We start from the raw sequence: 23,188 nt of genomic DNA on the forward strand, positions 1-23,188 counted from the left end.
AACGTCATATGGGAAGCGGGCTAGTAGATTCCGCCTTCCCTTTGCAAGAAATCGCTATCGCGCGGCGGAGCCGGGGTGGCCGGCCCGGTCGGCGCGGGCGCGGACTGGGTCGTCGCCTCGGCCGCCCGGCGCGCGCGACGCCGCGGTTCGCTTTCGGGCTTGAACGCTTCCCAGATCACGGCGGGCTTGGGATCGTTGCCGGTCGGGAAGGTGCCATAGACCGGCCGCCCGCTCGCCCGGTCGATCCGCACCATGCGGATGCCCGGCGCCGCGCGGAAGGGCAGCTTCTCCAGCCCCTCATAGGCCTTCACCGCGAACTGGTGGAAGATCGGCACCGCGATCGTCCCGCCCTGCGCATAGCCGCCCAGCGAACGCGGATGGTCATAGCCGATATAGAGGCCGCCGACGAATTGCGGCGTGCCGCCGACGAACCACACATCGGTCGGGCCGTTATTGGTGCCGGTCTTGCCGAACATCGGCCGGTCGAGATCGCGCAAGCCCGTGGCGGTGCCGCGCTGGATCACGCCCTCGGTGATGTGCACCATCTGATAGGCGGTCATCGCGTCGAGCACTTGGCGCTGATGCGTGACGGGGCGCGGCATCGGCTTGCCGTCATAATCGGCCATGTTGCACCGGTCGCAGGCGCGCCAATTCTCCGGCCAGATCACCTTGCCATGCCGGTCCTGCACGAAGTCGATCAGCGAGGGATCGCCACCGCGCCCGTTATTGGCCAGGATCGCATAGGCGTTGACCATCTGCGACACCGTCGTCTCGCCCGCGCCCAGCGCATAGGCCAGATAGGGCGGGAAATCGCCGATCCCCATCTGCTTGATCATCGCGACGACGTTCTTCATGCCGACGGTGGAGGCCGTCCGCACCGTCATCAGGTTGCGCGACTGCTCGATGCCCCAGCGCATGGTGTGCGGGCCCGCGCCGGCCGAGTTGCCGAAGTTGCGGAAGCATTTGGTACCCAGCCCAGCCCCCTGATCGACGCAGAAGGGCCCGTCGACGATGATCGAGGCGGGCGTCATGCCATGGTCGAGCGCGGCGGAATAAACGATCGGCTTGATCGTCGAACCCGGCTGGCGCTCGGCCTGGGTGGCGCGGTTGAACGCCTGCAGCCGCGCGTCGAACCCGCCCTGCATCGCCAGTACGCGGCCGCTCGCCGGTTCCTCGACCACGAAGCCGCCCGAGATGCGCGGGACGGAGCGCAGGCCGAAGTCGCTGCCCTGCGGCGCCACCGCGATGATGTCGCCGACCTTCAGCGCGCTGAACGCGGTCGCCGCCGTGCCCCGACGCGGCATCTGCGCCGCCGAACGCGGCAGCGTACCGGTGCGGCCATTGGCAAAACCGATCGTCGCTTCGCCCGTGTCCTTGGCGGTCACGATGGCGGCACGCCAGTCGCGATAGTCCAGCCCGATATTGGTATTGAGCAGCGCCTGCTGCCAATTGTCCCCGTCGAGATCGACATGGCGGATCGGCCCGGACCAGCCCCGCCCGCCCTCGAACCGGACGAGACCATCACGTAGGGCTTCGGTCGCCAGATCCTGCAGGCGCTTGTCATAAGAGGTGCGCACCCACAGACCGCCCTCATAGACGCTGTGCGGCCCGCTCTGCGCATTCTCGCCGAACTGCTTGATCAGCTGGCGGCGGACCTCCTCGACGAAATAGCCGCCGACCTGCGCATATTTGGGCGTGCGGCGCAGCACAGTGCCCAGCGGTTCGGCCATCGCCGCATCATATTGCGCGCGGGTGATGAAGTTGTTGCTGAGCATCTCGCGCAGCACATAGGCGCGGCGCTCCAGTGCGCGGTCGGGATGGCGGATGGGGTCGTAATTGGACGGCCCCTTGGGCAGCACCGCCAGATAGGCCATCTGCCCGAGCGTCAGCTCGTTCAATTCCTTGTCGAAATAGGCATGCGCCGCCGCCTCGACGCCGAACGCGTTCCGGCCCAGTGCGATCTGGTTGAGATAGAGCTCCAGGATCTGCGGCTTGGTCAGCGTCGCCTCGATCTTATAGGCGAGGATCGCCTCCCGGATCTTGCGGGTCGGCGAGTAAGCGTTGCCGATCAGCAGGTTCTTGGCGACCTGCTGGGTGATGGTCGAACCGCCGCGCGCGCGCCGGCCGCTCCCCATTTTCTTGGCATAGTCGAGCACCGCGCCCGCCAGACCCGGATAATCGACGCCGCCATGCTCGAAGAAACTCTTGTCCTCGGCGGCGAGGAAGGCGCGGACGAGCAGCGGCGGATATTCGTTGTACGACAGCTCGACGCGACGTTCGCGGGCATAGGACTGGATGGGCGTGCCATCGATGCCACGGACATGCGTGGGCAGCGGCGGCTCATAAGCCTTGAGCGCATCGACCGAGGGCAGGTCGCGCATGAAGACCAGCCAGAACACCCCCGCCCCGATCGCGGCCAGCAGCGCAAGCGCCGCCAGCGCCTTCACCCACCAACGGCTCCACAGGCGCCGGCGCGGGGTTTCGGGGGAATCGGACGGGTGGGAGGGATCAACGGCCATGGCTTTGCGCCGGCCCGTGTAGCAGGTTCGCCCGAGCTTGCCACCCGCCTTGCCACTCCCTTGCCGTCACTTGGGGCTCAGGGCGCGTGCGGTTCGTCGCGCCGATCGTCCTTGGGGTCGAAGCGCGCACCGACATGCGTCTGCCCTCGCGCCGCCGCCAGCCGCTCCTGCCGATGCCGCTCGGCATAGGCGGCCAGCCGTTCCGCATCACGCGTGCCGTGGCAGGCGGGGCAACTCACGCCCTCGACATAGAGCGACGAGGTGCGATCCTCGGGGCTGACCGGCATCCGGCAACCATGGCACAGTGCATGACTGCCCTGCTCCAGCCCATGGCCGACCGCCACGCGCGCATCGAAGACGAAGCATTCGCCCTGCCAGCGGCTTTCCTCGGCCGGCATCGTCTCCAAATATTTCAGGATACCGCCGTCGAGGTGGAAGACATCCTCCACGCCCTCGGCCTTCAGGAAGGCGGTCGCCTTTTCGCAGCGTATGCCCCCGGTGCAGAACATCGCCACCTGGGTCTTGCCGGCGAGCAGTTCGTCGCGGTTGGCGCGAAACCAGTCGGGAAAGTCGCGGAAGCTCTTGGTCTTCGGATCGACCGCGCCGTCGAAACTACCGATCGCGACCTCATAATCGTTGCGCGTGTCAATCACGACGGTCTTCGGGTCGGCGATCAGCGCATTCCACGCCGCGCCCGCGACATAGGTGCCGACCTCACGGGTGGGATCGATGCCGTCGACGCCCATCGACACGATCTCGCGCTTCAACCGCACCTTCATCCGGTGGAAGGGCATCGTCTCGGCGGTCGAGTCCTTATAGTCGAGCTCGGCGCAACCGGGCAGCGTGCGGATATGGTCGAGCACCGCCTCGATCCCGTCCTGCGTGCCGGCGATGGTGCCGTTAATGCCTTCGTTCGCGAGGAGCAGCGTACCACGAATGCCATGGGCCTCCGCCACGGCGAGCAGAGGTTCACGCAGCGCGGCGGGGTCGGGGAAGGTGGCGAAACGGTAAAGGGCACAGACGCGGATCATGGCCGCGCCTTTACGCCTATCCGCTGGTTACAGCCAGATGGGCAGCCTCGCCAGTGTTGTCATAGGGGAATCACGGTCGCCGCCTTGCAGCCCTCTTACACAACTCAGTCGGCCATCGGCGACGCCTGGGCGTGCGGCATCGGCGATTGCCCTTTCCGGCTTCCGAGCATTTGCCTCCCGATGACCACAGATACGAGCCGACTCGCACAGGGCAACGGACAACGCTCGATCCCACCTCTAGGCTCTGCGCTGAGCGCGCTTTTTACCGAGTATTTTCAAGTACAATCCAATGCCAAGCTAGATAGGTCAATTATAAGAAACCCCTCCATTAATGCCCTCACCAAGTTGCGATTAATTTTCATGTTCAAAACTTCCTTTGTCCGCTTCTGATAGATGATTCCGCATAACCAATGTCTAGACATATTGCCTGGATATACTTATCGAATAGACATCTTCATTCGACAATATGGCTACTTATACCGAAATATGACTGAGGATAATTGCCACACCATCGGCGAACACCATCTGGTGCATAGGACCGGATGGCTACGGGCCGCCGTACTGGGCGCGAATGACGGCATCATCTCCGTCTCCAGCCTGATCGTGGGCGTCGCAGCCGCTCCCGGCGCGACGGCGGGCACCGTCCTGTTGGCAGGCGTAGCGGCGCTGGTCGGAGGGGCACTCTCGATGGCGGCGGGGGAATATGTCTCGGTCAGTTCGCAGGCCGATACCGAACGCGCCGACCTGCTGCGCGAGGCGGCCGAACTGGATCGCGCGCCGCTCGCCGAAACGCGTGAACTGGCCGCCATCTATGAGATGCGCGGGGTCGAGCCCATCCTGGCCTATCGCGTGGCGGAACAGATGATGGCGCATGACGCGCTTGGGGCGCACCGTCGCGACGAACTCGGCATGGCCGACGAAGGCGGCGCGAACCCACTCCAAGCGGCGATGTTTTCTGCGGGCGCGTTCAGCGCCGGGGCCATATTGCCCGTTCTGGCCGCACTCGCCCCGCGCGGGGTTGTCCTCTATGCGGTGCCCGCGACCGCTCTCATGCTGCTGGCGTTACTCGGCGCCCTGGGCGCGCGAGCCGGCGGGGCACCGGTCGCTCGCGGGATGCTGCGGGTGGTCATACTGGGGGCGTTGGCGATGGGAATCACGGCGCTGATCGGAACGCTGACCGGTACCGTGATCTGAGCGCGATGTGCATTGGGCGAGTGGGCAGGCCTACACCCCCCCCAATGGCGGCAGCCAAAAATGGGAAAGATGGCGTAGCCTCCCTCCTTATCGCGACGCCATCCGCCGCGCGAAATGCACCTCGACCGCCTGTAGCACCGCCTGCGCGATCCGTTTCTGTCCGTCCTTGCTGTCGAGGAAGGCCGCGTCCTGCATGTTGGAGATATAGCCCGTCTCGAACAGGATCGACGGCATGTCGGGCGCCTTGAGCACCATCAGCGAGGCCATGCGGTGGAAGCTGGGCTTGACCGGGATCAGCGGCTGCGCCTCGCGGCCCAGTAGCCGCGCGAAGCTGGCCGAGGCGTTCATCGTCTCGCGCTGGGCCAGGTCGATCAGGATCGAGGAAACGTCGCTGTTACCGCCCAGATCGACGCCCGCGATCACATCGGCCTTGTTCTCCCGGGCGGCGAGGCGCGCGGCTTCCTTGTCGGAGGCGACGTCGGACAGGGTATAGGCGGTGGCCCCGCGAGCCTCGCCCGCACCGGCGCTGTCGCAATGGATCGAGATGAACAGGTCGGCATGCAGCCGCCGCGCGATATTATAGCGCTCGCGGTGCAGGATATAGCGGTCGTCCTCGCGGGTCAGCGCCGCGCGCACCCGGCCGCTGGCGACCAGCGTGTCGCGGATCGCCTTGGCGATGGCCAGTGTCACGTCCTTTTCGCGCAAGCCCGTCTGCGGGTTGATCGCGCCGGGATCGACCCCGCCATGGCCCGCATCGATCACGACCAGCGGGCGATTGTCAGCGCCCTGCACGCGCGGAAGCGGCAGCGTGCGCGCCGCCGAGGGCACGGGCACCGACAGAGTGTAGCTGGGCTTGCGCCCCGGAAAATGAAACGGAAAGAAATCGAGTGCGCCGACGAAGCTCGCCTGCGTATAGCCGCGGCGCAGCGGCTTGAGCGTCAGCGACAATTGCCGCCCGTCACTGTCGAACCCGCCGTCGAAGATCATGGCATCTTCCGCCAGTTCGAAGCGCAGGCGGGTGACGTCGGGCTTGACCACGCTCTGGGTCAAAGTGCGCACCACCCCCTGGTCGATCGGCATGGGCCCGCGTCCACCGGCCCCGCCGCCGGGCGAGGCGCCGACCACGTCGATCGCGATTCGCCGTGGCTCGTTCAACATGACGCTGCGCGCGCGTTTCACCGGCGAATCGAACCGGATGATCACTTGCGCACCGCGCACCACCACCTTCTGCACCTTGGCGGCGAAGGCGCTGACGGGGGCGAACACCCCCAGCAGGAATGTGAGCAGCATGAACACGGCCCGGCTGTCATGCCGCGCCCAGCGACTGCTGGTCCAGCGAAAAGCCATTACGCAAACCCCTTTTGGCGATCCGGAGATCGACCGTTTGGGGCTAGACCCCGGTGGGTCACGGGGGGCTTTCAACATTTGGTTAACCGGCAATTCGGCATTTTTTCGCCGGCAAAGCGGCGATTCGCCGCCTGTTGCGCAAAGTGAGTTGTAATGCTAGCAATCCTGCGGACCCCGGCCTCGATCACCTCTCCCAACGATCGGGGGCGGGGCCATCCTTCCAAGGCCGGGAACGCGACGCCTGATCGCGCGCAAGGCCAACCAGGTTGACGCTCGCATGACGCATATGATCCACCCCGCTGACCGACCGGCCCCTGCCGGCGGGATCGCGGTGTCGTGGGTCCGCACCGGCCCCGTTGCCGGCGCTGCGACTGCGACGGCCACACACGCCCTTTTGACCAGCGGACCGGCGCCTCGCGCCGCCGCCCACCTTATTTACCGCGCGCGACGGCAGCCTCAGAGCCCGGCGCGCGCGTGGAGACTTCATAATGACCACGCGTATGCTGATCGACGCACGCCACCGGGAAGAAACCCGCGTGGCCGTCGTCAAGGGTAACCGGATCGAGGAATTCGACTTCGAATCCGCCGAGCGCAAGCAGCTCAAGGGTAATATCTACCTTGCCAAGGTGACCCGCGTCGAACCGTCGCTGCAGGCGGCGTTCGTCGATTACGGCGGCAACCGTCACGGCTTCCTGGCCTTTTCGGAAATCCACCCCGACTATTACCAGATCCCCAAGGAAGATCGCGAAGCCCTGCTGCGCGAAGAGGCCGAGCATGCCGCCGAAGAGGCAGCCCTTCGCGCCGAGCTCGACGCCGAGGACGATGAGGATCATGACGGCGAGGATCATGACGATCACGCCGACGACCATCACGACGATGAGGACGGCGAAGGCGCGCCGCGCCCGAAGAAGTCGACCGTCAATGACGACCAGGTCGAGGCGCTGCGCCAGCGTCGCCAGAATCTGCGCCGCCGCTACAAGATCCAGGACGTCATCCATCGCCGCCAGGTGCTGCTGGTCCAGATCGTCAAGGAAGAGCGCGGCAACAAGGGCGCGGCGCTGACCACCTATTTGTCGCTGGCGGGTCGCTACTGCGTCCTGATGCCCAACACGAGCCACGGCGGCGGCATCAGCCGGAAGATCTCGAACGCGGCCGACCGCAAGCGGCTGAAGACCATCATGGCCGAGATGGCGCTGCCCTCGACCATGGGGTGCATCGTCCGCACCGCCGGGCTCCAGCGCACCAAGACCGAGATCAAGCGCGACTTCGATTACCTCGCCCGCCTGTGGGACGGTATCCGTGAAAAGACGCTGCATTCGTCGGCGCCCACGCTGATCTATGGCGACAGCGACCTGATCAAGCGTGCGATCCGCGACATCTACAATCGCGAGATCGAGGAAGTGATCGTCGAGGGCGAGGAAGGCTATCGCCAGGCGAAGGACTTCATGCGCCTGCTGATGCCCGCGCACGCCCGCCGGGTGAAGCAGTACGCCGACGCCGTCCCGCTGTTCCAGCGCGCGCATGTCGAGGACCAGCTCGCCGCGATGTACAATCCGGTCGTCCAGCTGAAGTCGGGCGGCTATCTGGTCATCAACCCGACCGAAGCGCTCGTCTCGATCGACATCAACTCGGGGCGTTCGACCCGCGAGCATAATATCGAGCAGACCGCGACCGCGACCAACCTCGAAGCCGCGCAGGAAATCGCGCGTCAGCTCCGCCTGCGCGACATGGCGGGTCTGGTCGTCATCGACTTCATCGACATGGACAACAACTCCAATGTCCGGAAGGTCGAGAAGGCGATGAAGGAGGCGCTGAAGAACGATCGCGCCCGCATCCAGGTCGGCCGCATCTCGTCCTTCGGGCTGATGGAAATGAGCCGCCAGCGGCTGCGCACCGGCGTGCTCGAAGCCTCGACCCGCCCCTGCCCGCATTGCGAAGGCACCGGCCTGGTCCGCACCGCGTCGTCGTCGGGCCTGTCGGCGCTGCGCCTGATCGAAGACGAAGCCGCGCGCGGTCGCGGCTCGATCCTGACGCTGCGCGCCAGCCAGGAAGCCGCCGTCTATGTGCTGAACCGCAAGCGTGCCGACATCGCCGAGATCGAGGATCGTTACGGCGTCACCGTCGAGATCATCCCCGACCGCGAGGAAGAGGGTGCGCGCATGACGGTCGAGGCCTCGGGCCCGCCGCCGGCCTATGCGCCCAAGATCGACATGCTCCTGCCCGTCGAGGAGGATGAGGACGATCTGATCGACGAGATCGAAGAGGAAGAAGAGGAAGAGGTCGAGGAAGAAGCGACCGAAGCCGCTAGCCCTCGCGAACCGCGTGAAGACGGCGAAGGTGGTGGTCGCAAGCGCCGTCGCCGCCGTCGTGGCCGTCGCAACCGTGGCGGAGCCGAGGGTGGCGAGCAGGCCGAGAACGAAGCATCGGCCGATGACGCCGAGTTCGACGAGGCCGAAAGCGAAGAGAGCGCCGAGGAAGAGGTCGTCGAAGCGAGCGAGGCCGAGCAGGCCGAACCGCGAGAAGGCGGTCGTCGTCGTCGCGGGCGTCGGGGTCGTCGTGGCGGTCGCCGGGGCGAGAATGGCGCGAACGAAGCCGGCGAGTCCGCGGTTGAGGCCGAGTCGGATGACGATCAGGCCGAAGCGCCGCTGTCCGTCGCCGAGCCGATCGAAGCAGGCGATGCCGCGCCGGTGACGACGCCGCTGGCGGTCGCCGAAGCCGAAGCGGCCGAGGCGCCCAAGACCCGCCGTCGCCCGCGCGCTCGCAAGGCCGCACCGGCCGTGACCGAGGCGACCGAGACGCCGACGGAAGCTCCGGTGGCCGAGGCTGCGCCGGAAACGCCTGCGGCCGAGGTCGAAGCGGAAGCGCCGGCAAAGCCCAAGCGTACCCGCAAGAAGGCCGCCCCCAAGGTCGCCGCCGAGCCGGTCGCCGAGGAAGCGCCCGTTGCGGTCGAAGCGGAAGCCGCCCCGGCCAAGCCCAAGCGCACCCGCAAGAAGGCCGCCCCCAAGGTCGCCGCCGAGCCGGTCGCCGAGGAAGCGCCCGCCGAGGTGGAAACCGTGACGGCCGAGGAACCGGCCGCTGCGGACGCCGAAGCCCCTACCGCCGAAACTCCGCGTCGCGGCTGGTGGCAGCGGACCTTCGGCGCCTGATCGCCGAACCGGTGTGAATGAAGACGCCCTCCTTCCCCCGGCGGAAGGAGGGCGTTTTTCGTTGGGGCGGTTGCAGAGGACGTGGAGGGGCCGCGCCCGTCACGCCCACTCATCCTCCCCTGGAAGGGGAGGTGGCAAGCCGCAGGCCTGACGGAGGGGTGTCGCCATTGGCGAGGCAAGCAAACCCTCACCGCTGGCGACACCCCTCCACCATGCTGCGCATGGTCCCCCTCCCCTTACAGGGGAGGAATGCAAGAGCTCTTCAGAGCGGCGTCCGCGCCACCATCTTCTGCGACACGGCACAAAGTGAGTTCGGATGTCCCCCGTCCGGCGGCGCCACCGGCATCACGCCCTTGCCCGTCTCGCGGAGGCCGAACACCCGGTAACGATGCGCGATCCCGCCCTGCTCTGCCCAGACCAGCCAGAGCGCCCTACCCGATACCCCTGGACGAAGCGCATGGACGGCCCCTGGGCCCGTCCCCCGACATCAGAGGCATGGAACAGGCCGCCGACCTCCGACACCGTATCGCCCGCCGCCGCCACCAGCGCCTCGCGCATTGGCAGGGGCAGGTCGAACAGGCGTCGTATCAACCGCTGCTCCGGCGCCAGACGACAAGCCAATGGGGCCTGTGCCGTTGCATCCGTCGCGATCATGCCCATCATTCGTTCGCCCCCCGTTCAGCCACCGGTTGCCAGAGGCTATTCGTCGCGTGGCCCTGTGCAAAGCCGGTTGTGTATGGCCCCCGACCCGACGATAGAGGAATCATGAAGCGTCTGATCGCCGCCTTCGCCGTCACGGCGCTCCTCTGGGCGCAGCCGGCGGCTGCACAGTCGATCCTGCGCGATGCCGAAACCGAAACCATGTTTGCCGACATGGCCGCGCCGATCATCAAGGCCGCGGGGCTCTCCCCCCGAACCGTCAAGATCGTCCTGATCAACGACGATTCGATCAACGCCTTCGTGGCGGGCGGGCAGATCGTCTATGTCCATTCGGGGCTGCTGCAGGCGGCGGACAATGTGAACGAGGTGCAGGGCGTCGTCGCGCACGAGTTGGGCCATATCGCCGATGGCCATGTCGTGCTGGGTGATGCCGCGATGAAGCCCGCCATGGGCATGTATCTGCTCTCGATGGTGCTGGGGCTGGCCGCGATGGCGGCGGGCGGCGGCGCGGCGGGGGCTGGGATCATGGCGGCGGGCCAGCAGGCGGCGATGGGCAAGGTCCTGTCGTTCAGCCGGACCCAGGAATCCACCGCCGACGCGGCCGGCGCGAAATATCTCAACACAGCCGGCATCACCGGCAAGGGGATGCTGAGCTTCTTCAAGAAGTTACAGAACCAGGAATATCGCTACGGCTATACCAATATCGATCCGTTCGCGCAGACCCACCCGCTGTCGAGCGATCGTATCCAGGCGCTGACCGCCGATCTTCAGGCCTCGCCCGCCTGGAACAAGCCGGTCGATCCCAAATTGCAAGAACGCTTCCTGCGCGTGAAGGCCAAGCTGCTCGGCTATGTCGGCTCGCCGGAGACGACGCTGAACAAATATCCGGCGAGCGACCAGTCGGTCTATGCGCATTATGCCCGCGCCTATGCCTATCACAAGGCGGGCTACCCTGAGAAAGCCGATGCGGAGGCCAATGCGCTGATCGCCAAAGACCCGCACGATCCCTATTTCCTGGAGATCCAGGGTCAGATCCTGCTCGAATCGGGCAAGCCGCAAGAGGCGCTGGCACCCTTGCGCGAAGCGACCATGGCCTCGGGCCAGAATGCGCTGATCGCGACGACCTTCGGCCATGCGCTGATCGCGACCGAGGACAAGAGCCATCTGGCCGAGGCGGTGAAGGTCCTGAAAGTCGCGGTGCAGCGCGACGAGGATAATCCCTTTGCCTGGGTCCAGCTTGGCACCGCCTATGAGCAACTGGGCGACACCCCGCGCGCCGCGCTCGCCACTGCCGAGCGGGCGAGCATGATGGGTGACAACCGCACCGCCATTCAAAGCGCGCGCTATGCGCTCGCCAATCTTCCCCCCAACACGTCCGAATGGATTCGGGCGCAGGATATCGCGATGACCTCTGCCGACGCCGAAGCCGGAACCAAGAAGAAGCGCCGCAAATGAGTGTGAAGGCATTGGCCGCGGTCGCGGTGATCGGCGGCCTGGTCGGCGGCGGCGCTGCGATCGGCATACAGCAGCTCGCCGCGCCGCATGGCATTCAGGGCGAAGCGGTGCGCGCCTATCTGCTCGACCATCCCGAGGTGATCCCGGAGGCGATGCAGCGGCTTCAGGACCGCGAGCAGGGCAAGGCGGTGGCCGCCATCGGTGGCGACCTGACCAAGCCGTTCGGCAGCGCCTATAGCGGCAATCCGCAGGGTGACGTCACGCTGGTCGAATTCTACGACTATAATTGCGGCTATTGCCGGGCCAGCCTGCCGCTGCTCAAGCAACTGGTCCAGGCTGATCCGAAACTCCGCATCGTCTATCGCGAGCTGCCGATCCTCGCGCCGTCGAGCAAGGCGGCGGCGCGGATGAGTCTGCTGGCTGCGTCCCAAGGCAAATTCCAGGCCTTCCACGACGCGCTGTACGCTGGCGGCCCGGTCAGCGACGCGACGATCGCGGCGGCGGCGAAGGCTGCGGGCGTCGATACGAGCAAGATGGCGGCCTTCCAGCCCCAGGCCGATGCCGAGATCGCGCGCAATCTGGAGGCGGCCGGGCGGCTCGGGCTGACCGGCACGCCGAGCTGGATCGTCGGCAACCGCATCCTGTCGGGTGCATTGCCTGTCGAACAATTGCAAAAGGCCATCGCCGACGCGCGAAACGGTTGATAAAGCGGCAGTCTTATCACGGGGAACTGCCGCATGACCGACCCGATCCTGTCCGTCGAGGGCGTGACCAAGACCTATAAGGGCGGTGTCACCGCGCTTCAGCCTGTCGACCTGAGCATCCGGCGTGGCGAGATCTTCGCGCTGCTCGGCCCCAATGGCGCAGGGAAAACGACGCTGATTTCGATCGTCTGCGGCATCGTCACGCCCTCGGCCGGCGCGATCCGCGTCGACGGCCATGACGCGCTGCGCGATTACAAGGGCGCACGCCGCAAGATCGGGCTGGTGCCGCAGGAATTGTCGGTCGACATGTTCGAACGCGTCATCGACACGGTGAATTTCAGTCGCGGCCTGTTCGGCCGCGCACCCAACCCGGCCTATATCGAACAGGTGCTGCGCGACCTGTCGCTGTGGGACAAGCGCCATGCCAAGCTGATGGAGCTGTCGGGCGGCATGAAGCGCCGCGTGCTGATCGCCAAGGCGCTGAGCCACGAGCCCGACCTGCTCTTCCTCGACGAACCCACGGCGGGCGTCGATGTCGAGCTGCGCCGCGACATGTGGAAGCTGGTCCACCGGCTGCGTGAGCGCGGTGTCACCATCATCCTGACCACGCACTATATCGAGGAGGCCGAGGAGATGGCCGATCGGGTGGGCGTGATCGCCAAGGGGCAATTGCTCCTGGTCGAGGAAAAGGCCGAGATGATGAAGAAGCTCGGCAAGCGCGAAATGCTGCTGACGCTCGCCGAACCGATGGCGACGATTCCGTCGGAGCTGGCGGAATGGCATCTGGCGCTGGAGGATGAGGGCAAGCGGCTGCGCTATATCTTCGATGCACGGGCCGAGCGGACCGGCATCCCTTCGCTGTTGCGCACGCTGGGCGATCTGGGGATCGGGTTCAACGATCTGGAAACCTATAAATCCTCGCTGGAGGATATTTTCGTCGATCTGGTCGAAGGGACACGCGCATGAACCTGCATGGCATCTGGTCGATCTATCGCTTCGAAATGGCGCGCTTCCGGCGCACGGTGTGGACCAGCCTGATGGTTCCGGTGATCACCACGACGCTCTATTTCGTGGTGTTCGGCACCGCGATCGGCTCGGCGATGAACCAGGTCTCTGGTGTGCCGTACGGCGCGTTCATCGTACCGGGCCTGATGCTGCTGTCGATCTTCTCGGAAAGCATCATGAACGCGAGTCTCGGCATCTACATGCCCAAATTCACCGGCACCATGTATGAGATATTGTCCGCGCCGCTATCGCCGATCGAAACGGTGCTGGGCTATGTCGGGGCGGCGGCCAGCAAGTCGATGGTGATCGGGCTCGTCATCCTCGCCACCGCCTATATGTTCGTCGACCTCAGCATCCTGCATCCGATCGCCATGCTCTTCTACCTGCTGCTGGTGTCGGTGACCTTCTCGCTGTTCGGCTTCGCCATCGGCATCTGGGCGCGCGGGTTCGAGCAGTTGCAGGTCATCCCCCTCCTGATCGTCACCCCGCTGACCTTTCTGGGGGGTGCCTTCTATTCGGTGACGATCCTGCCCGAGCCGTGGCGGACGGTGACGTTGTTCAACCCGGTCGTGTATCTGATCAACGGGTTCCGCTGGACCTTCTTCGGCACGTCGGACGTGACGCCGGGGGTCAGCCTGGGGGTGACGGGGCTGTTCCTCCTGGTGTGCCTGGCGTGGATCGGCTGGATCTTCCGCACCGGCTGGCGACTGAAGAACTAAAAAATCCTCCCCGGCACGGGAAGGTGGCAGGGCGCGAGCCCTGACGGAGGGGGGCTTCCTCATAGGGTGTCGCTCGCGGCACGCCCCCTCCACCATGCTATGCATGGTCCCCCGCCCCTTATAGGGGAGGATTTCTACGGGGCATCCCACCCATCAACGGCGTCACCACCAAGCCGTTGAGGTCCACCAGCGCATGGACCAGCATCACCACCCACAAGCTGCCGGTCATCAGGTACAGCCCCGTCATCACCGCCCCCAAGGCGGTGGTGGCAAGAATCCCCGCCCAGCCCTGATAGCGGTGCATCGCTCCGAACAGCAGGAGCGACACGGCAAAACCGATCCACGCCTGCCCCGTCACCAACGCGACGAGGAGCGGCAGGTAGAGGCGGAAGAACGCCTCTTCCGTCACCCCGGCCATCACGCTCAGGGCCGCGCCATATTTCAGCTCGCGCCGTTCACGCGGCAGCAGCGCGGAGACATCCCCCAGCGGCTTGCGCCCCCGCACCCTTGCCAGCACCGCCCCCGCGAACAGCCCGCCGATCGCACCACCGACCAGCATCCCCTGCAGCGCCTCGCCGCTGTCGAAGATCGGCGGCAGGACGCTCGCCACGCCCCCGAACTCGCCCGGCATCATCGCCAGCGCATTGATCCGTCCGAGCAGCGCCAGCCCGACCAGCACCGGCAGCAGAAACGCCAGCGCCGACCGCGCCAGCCACAACCGAAACCGCATCCGCCGCGAATGGCCGTCGTTCAGCGCCTTGAACCGCCGATATTCGCCCAGATCGCCCTTCTGGAACCACCACATCCCTGCCAGCGCGGCGAGGAGCAGGATGGCGGCTAGAACGGAAGACATCTGGATGATCCCTTCATCACGGCCAATCCTCCCTATCCCCCGTTCGCGCTGAGCGAAGTCGAAGCGCACGCCCGTCCATCGCGGCTTGACGAGGTGTGATCCCTTGGCCTTCGACGTCGCTCAGACTGAACGGGGGGAATGTCACCTTAGCCCCACATCAAAGCCGATGCTGCCCCTTCACCCAGCGGACGGTGCCCGACGACGCGCGCATCACGACGCTCTCGGTCGTCATCACCTTGGCATGGCGCTTCACACCCGCCAGCAGCGAGCCGTCAGTCACCCCGGTCGCGGCGAAGATGCAGTCACCCTGCGCCAGTTCGGTCAGGTCATATTGCTTGTCGAGATCGGTCACGCCCCACTTATGCGCCCGCGAGCGCTCGGCGTCGTTGCGGAACAGCAGCCGCCCCTTGAACTGCCCACCGACACAACGCAGCGCGGCGCAGGCGAGCACGCCCTCGGGCGCGCCGCCTGACCCCATATAGCAGTCGATCGTCGTCTCCGGATCGGTCGTCGCGATCACTCCTGCCACATCGCCATCGCCGATCAGCACCACGCCACAGCCCAGCGAGCGCAGTTCGGCGATCAGCCCTTCATGCCGTGGCCGGTCGAGCACGCAGACGGTGATGTCGCCGGGCTTCACGCCCTTGGCCTCGGCGATGGCACGGATATTGTCGCTGGGGCTGCGATCCAAGTCGATGACACCCGCCGGATAGCCGGGGCCGACCGCGATCTTGTCCATATAGACATCGGGTGCGTTAAGCAGGTGCCCCTTCTCCGCGATCGCCAGCACCGCCAAGCTGTTCGGCCCCGCCTTGGCGCAGATGGTCGTGCCCTCCAGCGGATCGAGCGCGATGTCGATCTCCGGGCCATGGCCGGTGCCGACCTTCTCGCCGATGAACAGCATCGGTGCCTCGTCGCGCTCGCCCTCGCCGATGACGACGGTGCCGTCCATGTCGAGCTCGTTGAGCGCCGCGCGCATCGCCTCGACCGCCGCCGCGTCCGCCGCCTTCTCGTCGCCGCGCCCGACCAAGGTGGAGGCCGCGATCGCCGCCGCCTCGGTCACGCGGACCATTTCGAGGACGAGGACGCGGTCGAGAACCTGGCTGGCGGTCTGGGTCATCTTACTCTCCTGACGGCCCGAACCAGCCGCCTTGTTGAACATGTTTTACACGCCTTATCGCGTGGCGGGGCCAAGGCATAGCCCCGAAACATGACGGGATGAGGCGGAATGCGCCTATCCCGCGTTAGGGGAGCCGTGAATCCCTCCGCCCCCATGATCGCGCTCGATCGCGTGTGCCGCCGTTACGACACGGTTACCGCCGTCGACCATGTCTCGCTCGACATCATGCGCGGTGCCTTCGTTGCGCTGGTGGGGGCCTCGGGCTCGGGCAAGTCGACGCTGCTGCGCATGATCAACCGCCTGGAGAACCCCGATTCCGGGTCGGTCGCGATCGATGGGCGGGATGTGACCGACGAGGCCCCGCATCACCTGCGTCGCAGGATCGGCTATGTGTTTCAACAGCATGGCCTGTTTCCCCATATGACGGTCGCGGCCAATATCGCGATCGGCCTGACCCTGACCGGCCAGCTGGTCGGCGAGCGGGTGGGCGAGATGCTCGATCTGGTCGAGCTGCCACGCGACGTCGCGGCGCGTATGCCAGAGGCGCTGTCGGGCGGGCAGCGCCAGCGTGTCGCCATCGCCCGCGCGCTGGCCACCGCACCGCCGATCCTGTTGCTCGACGAAGCGCTGGGTGCGCTCGACCCCGTCACCCGCGATGCGGTGGCGGGGCGGCTGGTCGAACTGCATGAGCGGCTGGGGCTGACGACTCTGCTGGTCACGCATGACATGGCCGAGGCGCTGTTGACCGCGTCGCGCGTGTTGGTGATGGATCAGGGGCGGATCGTCGCCGATGCGACGCCCGTGCAACTGGTGGCGGGCGAAGGCGGGCCCATCGCGCAGAGCCTGATGGCCGTGCCCCGGCATCAGGCCGAACGGCTCGCAGGCCTGGCCCGGTGAGCGCCTTTCTCGACGCCCTCGCCCGGGTGCCGCCGCTGCTCGCGCAGCATGTGCTGGTCAGCATGGCGGCGCTGCTGCTTGGCCTCGCGATCGCGGTGCCGCTGGCCTTTGCCTGTGCGCGGCGACCCGGGCTGGCGCGGATCGCGCTGGGGCTGGCGAGTCTGGTGCAGACCATTCCGGCGCTGGCGCTGCTCGCACTCTTCTATCCGCTGTTGCTGACCCTGTCGGGGTTGGTCGGCGGCGGGATACCGGCGCTGGGCTTCCTGCCCTCGCTGCTCGCGTTGACGCTCTATGCGCTGTTGCCGATTTTGCGGAACGGGGTGACGGGGCTGACCGGGCTCGATCCGGCGGTGCTGCAGGCGGCCGATGCGGTGGGGATGACGCGCGCGCAGAAACTGCGGCTGGTCGAGGCGCCCCTGGTCGCGCCGGTGCTGGCGGCGGGGATCCGTACGGCGGCGGTCTGGACGATCGGCGCGGCGACGCTGGCAACGACGGTGGGGCAACCCTCGCTCGGCGACCTGATCTTCGCCGGACTCCAGACCCAGGCCTGGACGCTGGTGCTGGCCGGCTGCGTCGCCGCCGCCGCACTGGCGCTGACGGTCGATGCGCTGATCGGGCTGATCGAGCGCGGGCTCGCCATGCGGCGGCGGGGCCTGTGGATCGGCGGCCTGGTGGCGCTGGCGCTCGGCGGGGCGCTGGCGGCCGAGCCGCTCTGGCCGCATGGTGGCGATCAGCGGCGCGAGGTGGTGATCGGGGCCAAGAACTTCTCCGAGCAATATATCCTCGCGCGCCTTATCGGCGACCGGCTGACCCGCGCGGGCTACCGGGTCAGCTATCGCGACGGCCTGGGCTCGGCGGTGGCGTTCGAGGCGACGGCGGCAGGACAGGTCGACGTCTATGTCGATTATGCCGGCACGCTATGGACCACGGCGATGCACCGGCATGATTCCCCACCCCGCGCGGCGATGCTGGGAGCGCTCAAGGACTGGACGGCGACGCGTGACGTGACGATGCTCGGCCCACTGGGGTTCGAGAATGCCTATGCCTTTGCGATGAAGACCCCGCTGGCCGAGCGGCTTGGGGTGCGCTCGCTCGCCGATCTGTCTCGCGTGGCGCCGCGCCTGACGCTGGGCAGCGACCTGGAATTTCTCGACCGGCCCGAATGGGCGGCGGTGCGCGATGCCTATGATCTGCGGTTCGCCAGCATGACGCCGTACAGCCCGACCTTCATGTACCGGGCGCTGGATAGCGGGCGGGCGGATGTGATCTCCGCCTTTTCCTCGGATGGGCGGATCGCGGCGGATCGGCTGACGGTGCTGAGCGATCCGAAACGGGCGATACCGGGTTATGACGCGGTATTACTGGTGGCGAAGGACCGCGCGGGCGATGCCCGCTTCGTCGAGGCGCTGCGCCCGATGCTGAACCGGATCCCGGTGGAGGCGATGCGAGAGGCCAACTACCGGGTGGATCGCGACGATGCGGCCAAGGAAAGCCCCGAGGCGGCGGCGCGGTGGCTGGCGAAGCGGGTAGGTTTGTAGGTCGGATTCACGCAAAGCCACGAAGGCGCGAACCGAAATGCCGATCCGGCGAACCGGATCGGCATGGCAGGCATCAATCCCGCAGCAGGTCGTTGATGCTGGTCTTCGACCGGGTCTGCGCATCGACGCGCTTGACGATCACTGCGCAGTAGAGCCCCGGCTTGCCGTCCACCGAAGGCGTCGTGCCCGGCACCACCACCGAGTAAGGCGGCACATGGCCCCGGAAGACCTCGCCCGTTTCGCGGTCGATGATCTTGGTCGAGGCGCCCAGATAGACGCCCATCGACAGCACCGCGCCCTCGCCGACGCGAACGCCCTCGGCCACCTCGGCGCGCGCGCCGATGAACGCGCCGTCCTCGATGATGACCGGTCCCGCCTGCAGCGGCTCGAGCACGCCGCCGATGCCGGCACCGCCCGACAGGTGGACATTCTTCCCGATCTGGGCGCAGCTACCCACCGTCGCCCAGGTGTCGACCATCGTGCCCTCACCGACATAGGCGCCGATATTGACGAAGCTGGGCATCAGGATCGCGCCCTTGGCCACATGCGCGCCGCGCCGCACGACCGATCCGGGCACCGCACGGAAACCGGCGGCGCGGAAGTCCGCTTCCGACCAGCCGCTGAACTTCGACGGCACCTTGTCGAACCAGTGGCCCGCACCCGGACCATTGTCGATCAGGACATTGTCGTTCAGGCGGAACGACAGCAGCACCGCCTTTTTCAGCCACTGGTTGACGGTCCAGCCGCCCTGCCCGTCGGGCTCGGCCACGCGTGCCTCACCCCGGTCGAGCAGCGCCAGCGCGCGATCGACGGCGATCCGCGCCTCTCCCTGCGTCGCAAAGCCCAGCTCGGCCCGGTTTTCCCAGGCGGCATCGATGGTGGCGGCCAGGTCCTGGCTCATGGTCATTCCTCCAATATGCTGGTCAGCCACGGCGTCAGCGCGTGGACGGTGTAATCGATATGGTCGCGGGCGGCGTCGCCGGGCACCTGTTCGGACCCGTTGTCCACCCAAACGGTGGTCATCCCGATCGCCTTGGCCGGGACCAGGTTGCGCGCCATATCCTCGAAGAAGATCGCGCGTTTCGGATCGATGTCGAACGCCTGACACAGCCCGGCATAGGCCGAGGGCTGCGGCTTGGGTACCAGCCCCATCGCGTGGATGTCGTGCACCGCCTCGAAATGCCCGCCCAGCCCCAGCCGATCGAGGACCTTGAGCGCATAGGGCTTGTCGCCATTGGTGAAGACCAGCTTGCGCCCCGGCAGCTTGGCGATCGCGGCGGCGAGCGGCGCATCCTCCTCCAGCACGTCCATCTCGATATCGTGGACATAAGCCAGGAAGGCGGCGGGATCGACGTCATGCTTGGCCATCAGGCCCGCCAGCGTCGTGCCATGCGCGTGGAAATAGTCCTTCTGTATCCGGAACGCCTCTTCCCGATCGACGCCCAGCAGATTGCCGACAAATTCGGTCATCCGCCGGTCGATATGCGCGAACAGATTGGCGCTCGCCGGATATAGGGTATTGTCCAGATCGAAAATCCATGCGTCGATATGGAACAGAGCGGGCAGCATGGGGCCAGCGTGTAGGCGCGAGACCGCTTTGCCGCAACCCGCTGGCGACCTAAGACCGGGCAAACAGGATGATGTGGGGCAGAGGGGGAAACAGGTGGGAATAGCCGCGATGCGGGCCGTTGCGCGGATCGGCACGGTGCTGGGCACCGGGGCGATGCTCGCCGCGTGCGGGGGCAGTGGCGCAGGGGTGCAGTCCACCCCCACGCCCCCTGCCGCCGCCACCCAGAACCCGACACCGACGCCGACCCCCGCCCCCAATTACGACACTCCCGGCTACCGTGCGACGGCGGGCGCCGTGGCGATGAATGCGCTGGCCGCCTATCAAAAGGGGGCGACGGGCAAGAATGTCGCGCTCGGCATCCTGGATTCGGGCATCGATACCCAGAACCCGCTTTTCGCCGGGCGCATCTCCGCCAGTTCCAGCGATATCGCGGGCACGCGCGGGCTGATGGACGAAAGCGGCCATGGCACCGCCGTCGCCTTCACCGCGGCGGGCGGCCGCGACGGGACGCGGGCCCAGGGCGTCGCCTTCGACGCGACGCTGGTCGTGCTGCGCGCCGACCGGCCCAATAGTTGCGGGGCGGAGGGCGGTTGTGCCTATCCGCTCGACCTCGTGACCAAGGGGGTGGATGCGGCGCGCACCGCCCAGGCGCGGGTCCTCAATATCTCGCTATCGTCCAACGAGACGCTCCCCGCCGCCATGAAGACCGCGATCGGCCGCGCGACCGCCGCGGGCATGATCATCGTCATCGCGGCGGGCAATGACAGCGAGTCGGACCCCAGCCTCCTCGCTCAGATCGCCAACGATCCGAACGTCGCGCGCGGGCAGGTCATCATCGCGGGATCGGTGGCGCAGAGCGGCGCCATCTCGGCCTTCAGCAACCGGGCCGGCCAGTCCGCCGCCCATTTCCTGGCCGCGCTGGGCGAACAGGTCGAGGCCCCCGATGCCACCGGCGTGCGCAAGCTGTGGTCGGGCACCTCCTTGGCCGCGCCGCAGATCACCGGCGCGGCGGCGCTGTTGATCCAAGCCTTTCCCAATCTGTCGGGTGCGCAGGTCGTCGACCTGTTGCTACGCACCGCACGCGATACCGGGGCGGCGGGGACCGATGCCGTCTATGGCCGGGGAACGCTAGACCTGACCGCGGCCTTCCAGCCGGTCGGCGGCATGAGCGTGGCGGGGGCCGGCGCGCCCGTGTCGATGACGACCAATATAAGGCTGTCCGCCGCCATGGGCGATGCGACGGCCAGGGACCTGCGCCTGGTCGCGCTGGACAGCTATGCGCGCGCCTATGCCCTCGACCTGTCCGCCACCGTCGCCCAGACCGGCCCCCGCCCTATCCTCGCCACCACATTGCTCGGCCAGATCGATGGCAAGACTCTGTCCGACGGCACCCGGACGATCGGACTGACCAGCGCGATCGTGCAGCCCGGCGAGGCGCGGCTGCGCGCGATCGTACCCAGCGATCCGGCGCCCCAGACTCGCCGGATCGTCGCGGGCACGATGACCCAGGCGGTCAGCCCGCGCACGATGGTCGGCTTCGGCTTTGCCAGCAGCGGCGAGGCGCTGGTCGCCGGCTGGACGGGACAGGCCGGCCCTGCCTTTCTGACCAGCGATCCCGGTTTCGGGTTCGACCGCGCCCCCCAGGCCTCGGCCGCGCTACGCCAGTGGCTGGGCGGCGTCGGGGTCAGCGTGGCGATGGAGAGCGGACGCTTCCCCGCCGCCGTCGCACCCGGCATGGAAGCTCCCGCCTATGACCAGATGGCGGTCACGGTGGACCGCCGCGTCGGCAGGATCGCGACCAGCCTGACCGCCTCGCGCCTGGCCGAGCGGTCGACGGTGCTGGGCGGCTGGTTCGGCTCGGCGCTGGGCCAGCCGCGCGCGACGAGTTGGTTCGCCGAGGCTGCCGCACGCTGGCAGGACGATGGCGGCTGGTCGCTGGGCGGGCGGTGGCGGCGCGGCTGGTCGCTGGCCGATGGCGCAATGGGCGGCGGGTCGCTCGCCAGCCAGAGCTGGTCGGTCGAGGCGGGCAAGGCCGGGCTATTCGGCGGCGACCGGATCGATTTGCGCGTCGCCCAGCCGTTGCGCGTGATGGCCGGCGGGCTCGACCTGCGCCTGCCGATGCACTGGGACTATGCCGGCGGCCGCGTCGATGGCTGGGACGCGCACCGCCTGTCGCTGTCCCCGACCGGGCGGGAGTTGCTGTTCGAGGCGCGGCACGCAGTCATGATGGGTTCGGGCGAAGTGTCGACCCATCTCTTCTGGCGCCGCGATCCGGGCAATGTCGCGATGCGGCCGGCCGAACGCGGCATGGCGGTGAAGTACGGCTTGTCCTTCTGATACGCGGTCTTGGCTGGCGACGGCGCCAATGTCTCCCCATCTTACTGGCATGAAACGCTATTCTCTGCTCGATCTCGTCCCCGTCATCGAGGGCGGCACGGTGGCCCAGGCGCTCGCCAACGCCGCCGACCTCGCCGCCCATGCCGAGGCGCAGGGCTATCACCGTTACTGGACGGCCGAGCATCACGGCATGGAGGGCATTGCCTCGGCCGCGACGGCAGTCGTGCTGGCGCATGTGGGTGCGGCGACGAAGACCATCCGGATCGGCGCCGGCGGCATCATGCTGCCCAATCATGCACCGCTGACCATCGCCGAGCAGTTCGGGACGCTCGATGCGTTGTTCCCGGGCCGCGTCGACCTGGGGCTAGGCCGCGCGCCGGGATCGGACCAGCGGGTCGCCCGCGCGCTGCGCCGCACGCTCGACAGCGATCCCAACGCTTTCCCGCGCGACGTGATGGAGCTGCAGAGCTATTTTGCCGATGACGGCCAGACGGGAATCGTCGCGACGCCCGGCGCGGGTGCACGGCCGCAAATGTGGATTTTGGGGTCGAGCCTGTACGGCGCGCAACTCGCCGCCGCGCTGGGCCTTCCTTATGCCTTCGCCTCGCATTTCGCACCCGATGCGCTCGATGATGCGCTGGCCATCTATCGCCGCGATTTCCGACCGTCGGCCGTGCTCGACAAGCCCTATGCGATGGCGGGATTCAACGTCTTCGCCGCCGATACCGACGAAGAGGCGGAGTTGCTGGCGAGTTCACAGCAACAGGCCTTCGTCGCGCTGCGCACCGGTCGCCCCGGCAAGCTGCCCCCGCCCGTCCCGGGTTACCGCCAAAGCCTGGGGCCACAGGGTGCGGCGATCCTCGACCATGTCCTGTCCTGCTCGGCGATCGGGAACCCCGCGACCGTCGAGCGGCAACTGGCCGCTTTTGTGGAACGGACCAAGGTCGATGAGGTGATGATCGTCAGTTCGATCTTCGACCATGAAGCGCGCAAGCGTTCGATCGGAATCGCCGCGCAGGCGATGAGCGCACTGGAAAAAGTAGCGGCCTGACGGCTCACCACCCTCGCCCTTCCCACCCGCTAGCGTGGGCGG

General features: G+C 67.0%; 18 protein-coding genes. 10 read left to right on the forward strand and 8 right to left on the reverse strand.

The genetic code is table 11. The features are described 5' to 3' along the window. Positions 1-20 precede the first annotated feature (20 nt). Entirely contained in the window at positions 21-2,519 is a 2,499-nt protein-coding gene (locus SP6_RS07170; RefSeq protein WP_042468755.1) for a penicillin-binding protein 1A, read from the reverse strand. Between the two features lie 77 nt (positions 2,520-2,596). Further along, positions 2,597-3,550, reverse strand: a complete 954-nt coding sequence (gene trhO, locus SP6_RS07175; RefSeq protein ID WP_007403777.1) for an oxygen-dependent tRNA uridine(34) hydroxylase TrhO — start codon at positions 3,548-3,550, stop codon at positions 2,597-2,599. Between the two features lie 486 nt (positions 3,551-4,036). Between trhO and SP6_RS07180 the strand changes: the two genes are divergently transcribed. Continuing rightward, entirely contained in the window at positions 4,037-4,744 is a 708-nt protein-coding gene (locus tag SP6_RS07180; protein WP_007403899.1) for a VIT1/CCC1 transporter family protein, read from the forward strand. An 87-nt stretch (positions 4,745-4,831) separates the two neighbouring features. On the opposite strand, the gene SP6_RS07185 is transcribed toward SP6_RS07180, so the two are convergent. Beyond that, a complete protein-coding gene (locus tag SP6_RS07185) occupies positions 4,832-6,091 on the reverse strand; it encodes an N-acetylmuramoyl-L-alanine amidase family protein (RefSeq protein WP_007403706.1) in 1,260 nt (419 codons plus the stop codon). 488 nt (positions 6,092-6,579) lie between these two features. Here SP6_RS07185 and SP6_RS07195 point away from each other — a divergent pair, with 488 nt between their 5' ends. After that, positions 6,580-9,237: an Rne/Rng family ribonuclease gene (locus SP6_RS07195; RefSeq protein ID WP_172463272.1), complete on the forward strand. Its 2,658-nt coding sequence runs from the start codon at positions 6,580-6,582 to the stop codon at positions 9,235-9,237. A gap of 345 nt (positions 9,238-9,582) precedes the next feature. On the opposite strand, the gene SP6_RS07200 is transcribed toward SP6_RS07195, so the two are convergent. Further along, the gene (locus SP6_RS07200) at positions 9,583-9,891 is read right to left on the reverse strand and encodes a hypothetical protein (RefSeq protein ID WP_037567740.1); all 309 of its coding nucleotides are present in this window, start codon (positions 9,889-9,891) and stop codon (positions 9,583-9,585) included. 111 nt (positions 9,892-10,002) lie between these two features. On the opposite strand from SP6_RS07200, the gene SP6_RS07205 reads away from it, so the two are divergent. Genes SP6_RS07205 through SP6_RS07220 form a run of 4 tightly spaced genes read left to right on the forward strand, consistent with a single transcriptional unit; the run spans position 10,003 to position 13,780 of the window. Continuing rightward, positions 10,003-11,352 carry a M48 family metalloprotease gene (locus SP6_RS07205; RefSeq protein ID WP_037567742.1) on the forward strand — a complete coding sequence of 450 codons (1,350 nt, stop codon included), beginning with the start codon at positions 10,003-10,005 and terminating at the stop codon, positions 11,350-11,352. After that, on the forward strand, positions 11,349-12,056 hold the full coding sequence (locus SP6_RS07210; protein WP_007403799.1) for a DsbA family protein: 708 nt from the start codon (positions 11,349-11,351) through the stop codon (positions 12,054-12,056). The genes SP6_RS07205 and SP6_RS07210 overlap by 4 nt, the downstream gene beginning before the upstream one ends. 33 nt (positions 12,057-12,089) lie before the next feature. Further along, positions 12,090-13,022, forward strand: coding sequence for an ABC transporter ATP-binding protein (locus tag SP6_RS07215; protein ID WP_007403941.1), 933 nt, complete (start codon positions 12,090-12,092; stop codon positions 13,020-13,022). Further along, positions 13,019-13,780, forward strand: a complete 762-nt coding sequence (locus SP6_RS07220; RefSeq protein ID WP_007403801.1) for an ABC transporter permease — start codon at positions 13,019-13,021, stop codon at positions 13,778-13,780. Before SP6_RS07215 ends, SP6_RS07220 begins: the two co-directional genes overlap by 4 nt. Positions 13,781-13,898: 118 nt before the next feature. On the opposite strand, the gene SP6_RS20030 is transcribed toward SP6_RS07220, so the two are convergent. Together SP6_RS20030 and glpX are read right to left on the reverse strand one after the other, a co-directional pair. Next, positions 13,899-14,633 carry a CPBP family intramembrane glutamic endopeptidase gene (locus SP6_RS20030; protein WP_007403682.1) on the reverse strand — a complete coding sequence of 245 codons (735 nt, stop codon included), beginning with the start codon at positions 14,631-14,633 and terminating at the stop codon, positions 13,899-13,901. 157 nt (positions 14,634-14,790) lie between these two features. After that, positions 14,791-15,753 carry a class II fructose-bisphosphatase gene (glpX, locus tag SP6_RS07230; protein ID WP_007403916.1) on the reverse strand — a complete coding sequence of 321 codons (963 nt, stop codon included), beginning with the start codon at positions 15,751-15,753 and terminating at the stop codon, positions 14,791-14,793. Between the two features lie 153 nt (positions 15,754-15,906). On the opposite strand from glpX, the gene SP6_RS07235 reads away from it, so the two are divergent. Together SP6_RS07235 and SP6_RS07240 are read left to right on the forward strand one after the other, a co-directional pair. Continuing rightward, a complete protein-coding gene (locus SP6_RS07235) occupies positions 15,907-16,650 on the forward strand; it encodes an ATP-binding cassette domain-containing protein (RefSeq protein ID WP_007403741.1) in 744 nt (247 codons plus the stop codon). After that, positions 16,647-18,188 (forward strand): glycine betaine ABC transporter substrate-binding protein, encoded by a 1,542-nt coding sequence (locus SP6_RS07240; RefSeq protein WP_007403712.1) that lies wholly within the window; start codon positions 16,647-16,649, stop codon positions 18,186-18,188. Before SP6_RS07235 ends, SP6_RS07240 begins: the two co-directional genes overlap by 4 nt. 73 nt (positions 18,189-18,261) lie before the next feature. On the opposite strand, the gene dapD is transcribed toward SP6_RS07240, so the two are convergent. Then, positions 18,262-19,089 carry a 2,3,4,5-tetrahydropyridine-2,6-dicarboxylate N-succinyltransferase gene (dapD, locus tag SP6_RS07245; protein ID WP_007403724.1) on the reverse strand — a complete coding sequence of 276 codons (828 nt, stop codon included), beginning with the start codon at positions 19,087-19,089 and terminating at the stop codon, positions 18,262-18,264. 2 nt (positions 19,090-19,091) lie between these two features. Next, positions 19,092-19,757 (reverse strand): pyrimidine 5'-nucleotidase, encoded by a 666-nt coding sequence (locus SP6_RS07250; RefSeq protein WP_007403869.1) that lies wholly within the window; start codon positions 19,755-19,757, stop codon positions 19,092-19,094. A gap of 109 nt (positions 19,758-19,866) precedes the next feature. Between SP6_RS07250 and SP6_RS07255 the strand changes: the two genes are divergently transcribed. Next, positions 19,867-22,095, forward strand: coding sequence for a S8 family peptidase (locus tag SP6_RS07255; protein ID WP_050794123.1), 2,229 nt, complete (start codon positions 19,867-19,869; stop codon positions 22,093-22,095). 49 nt (positions 22,096-22,144) lie between these two features. Beyond that, the gene (locus SP6_RS07260; RefSeq protein ID WP_007403878.1) at positions 22,145-23,146 is read left to right on the forward strand and encodes an LLM class flavin-dependent oxidoreductase; all 1,002 of its coding nucleotides are present in this window, start codon (positions 22,145-22,147) and stop codon (positions 23,144-23,146) included. The last annotated feature ends 42 nt before the right edge of the window (positions 23,147-23,188 follow it).

The organism is Sphingomonas paucimobilis NBRC 13935 (assembly GCF_000739895.2).
Classification (GTDB): Bacteria; Pseudomonadota; Alphaproteobacteria; order Sphingomonadales; family Sphingomonadaceae; genus Sphingomonas; species Sphingomonas paucimobilis.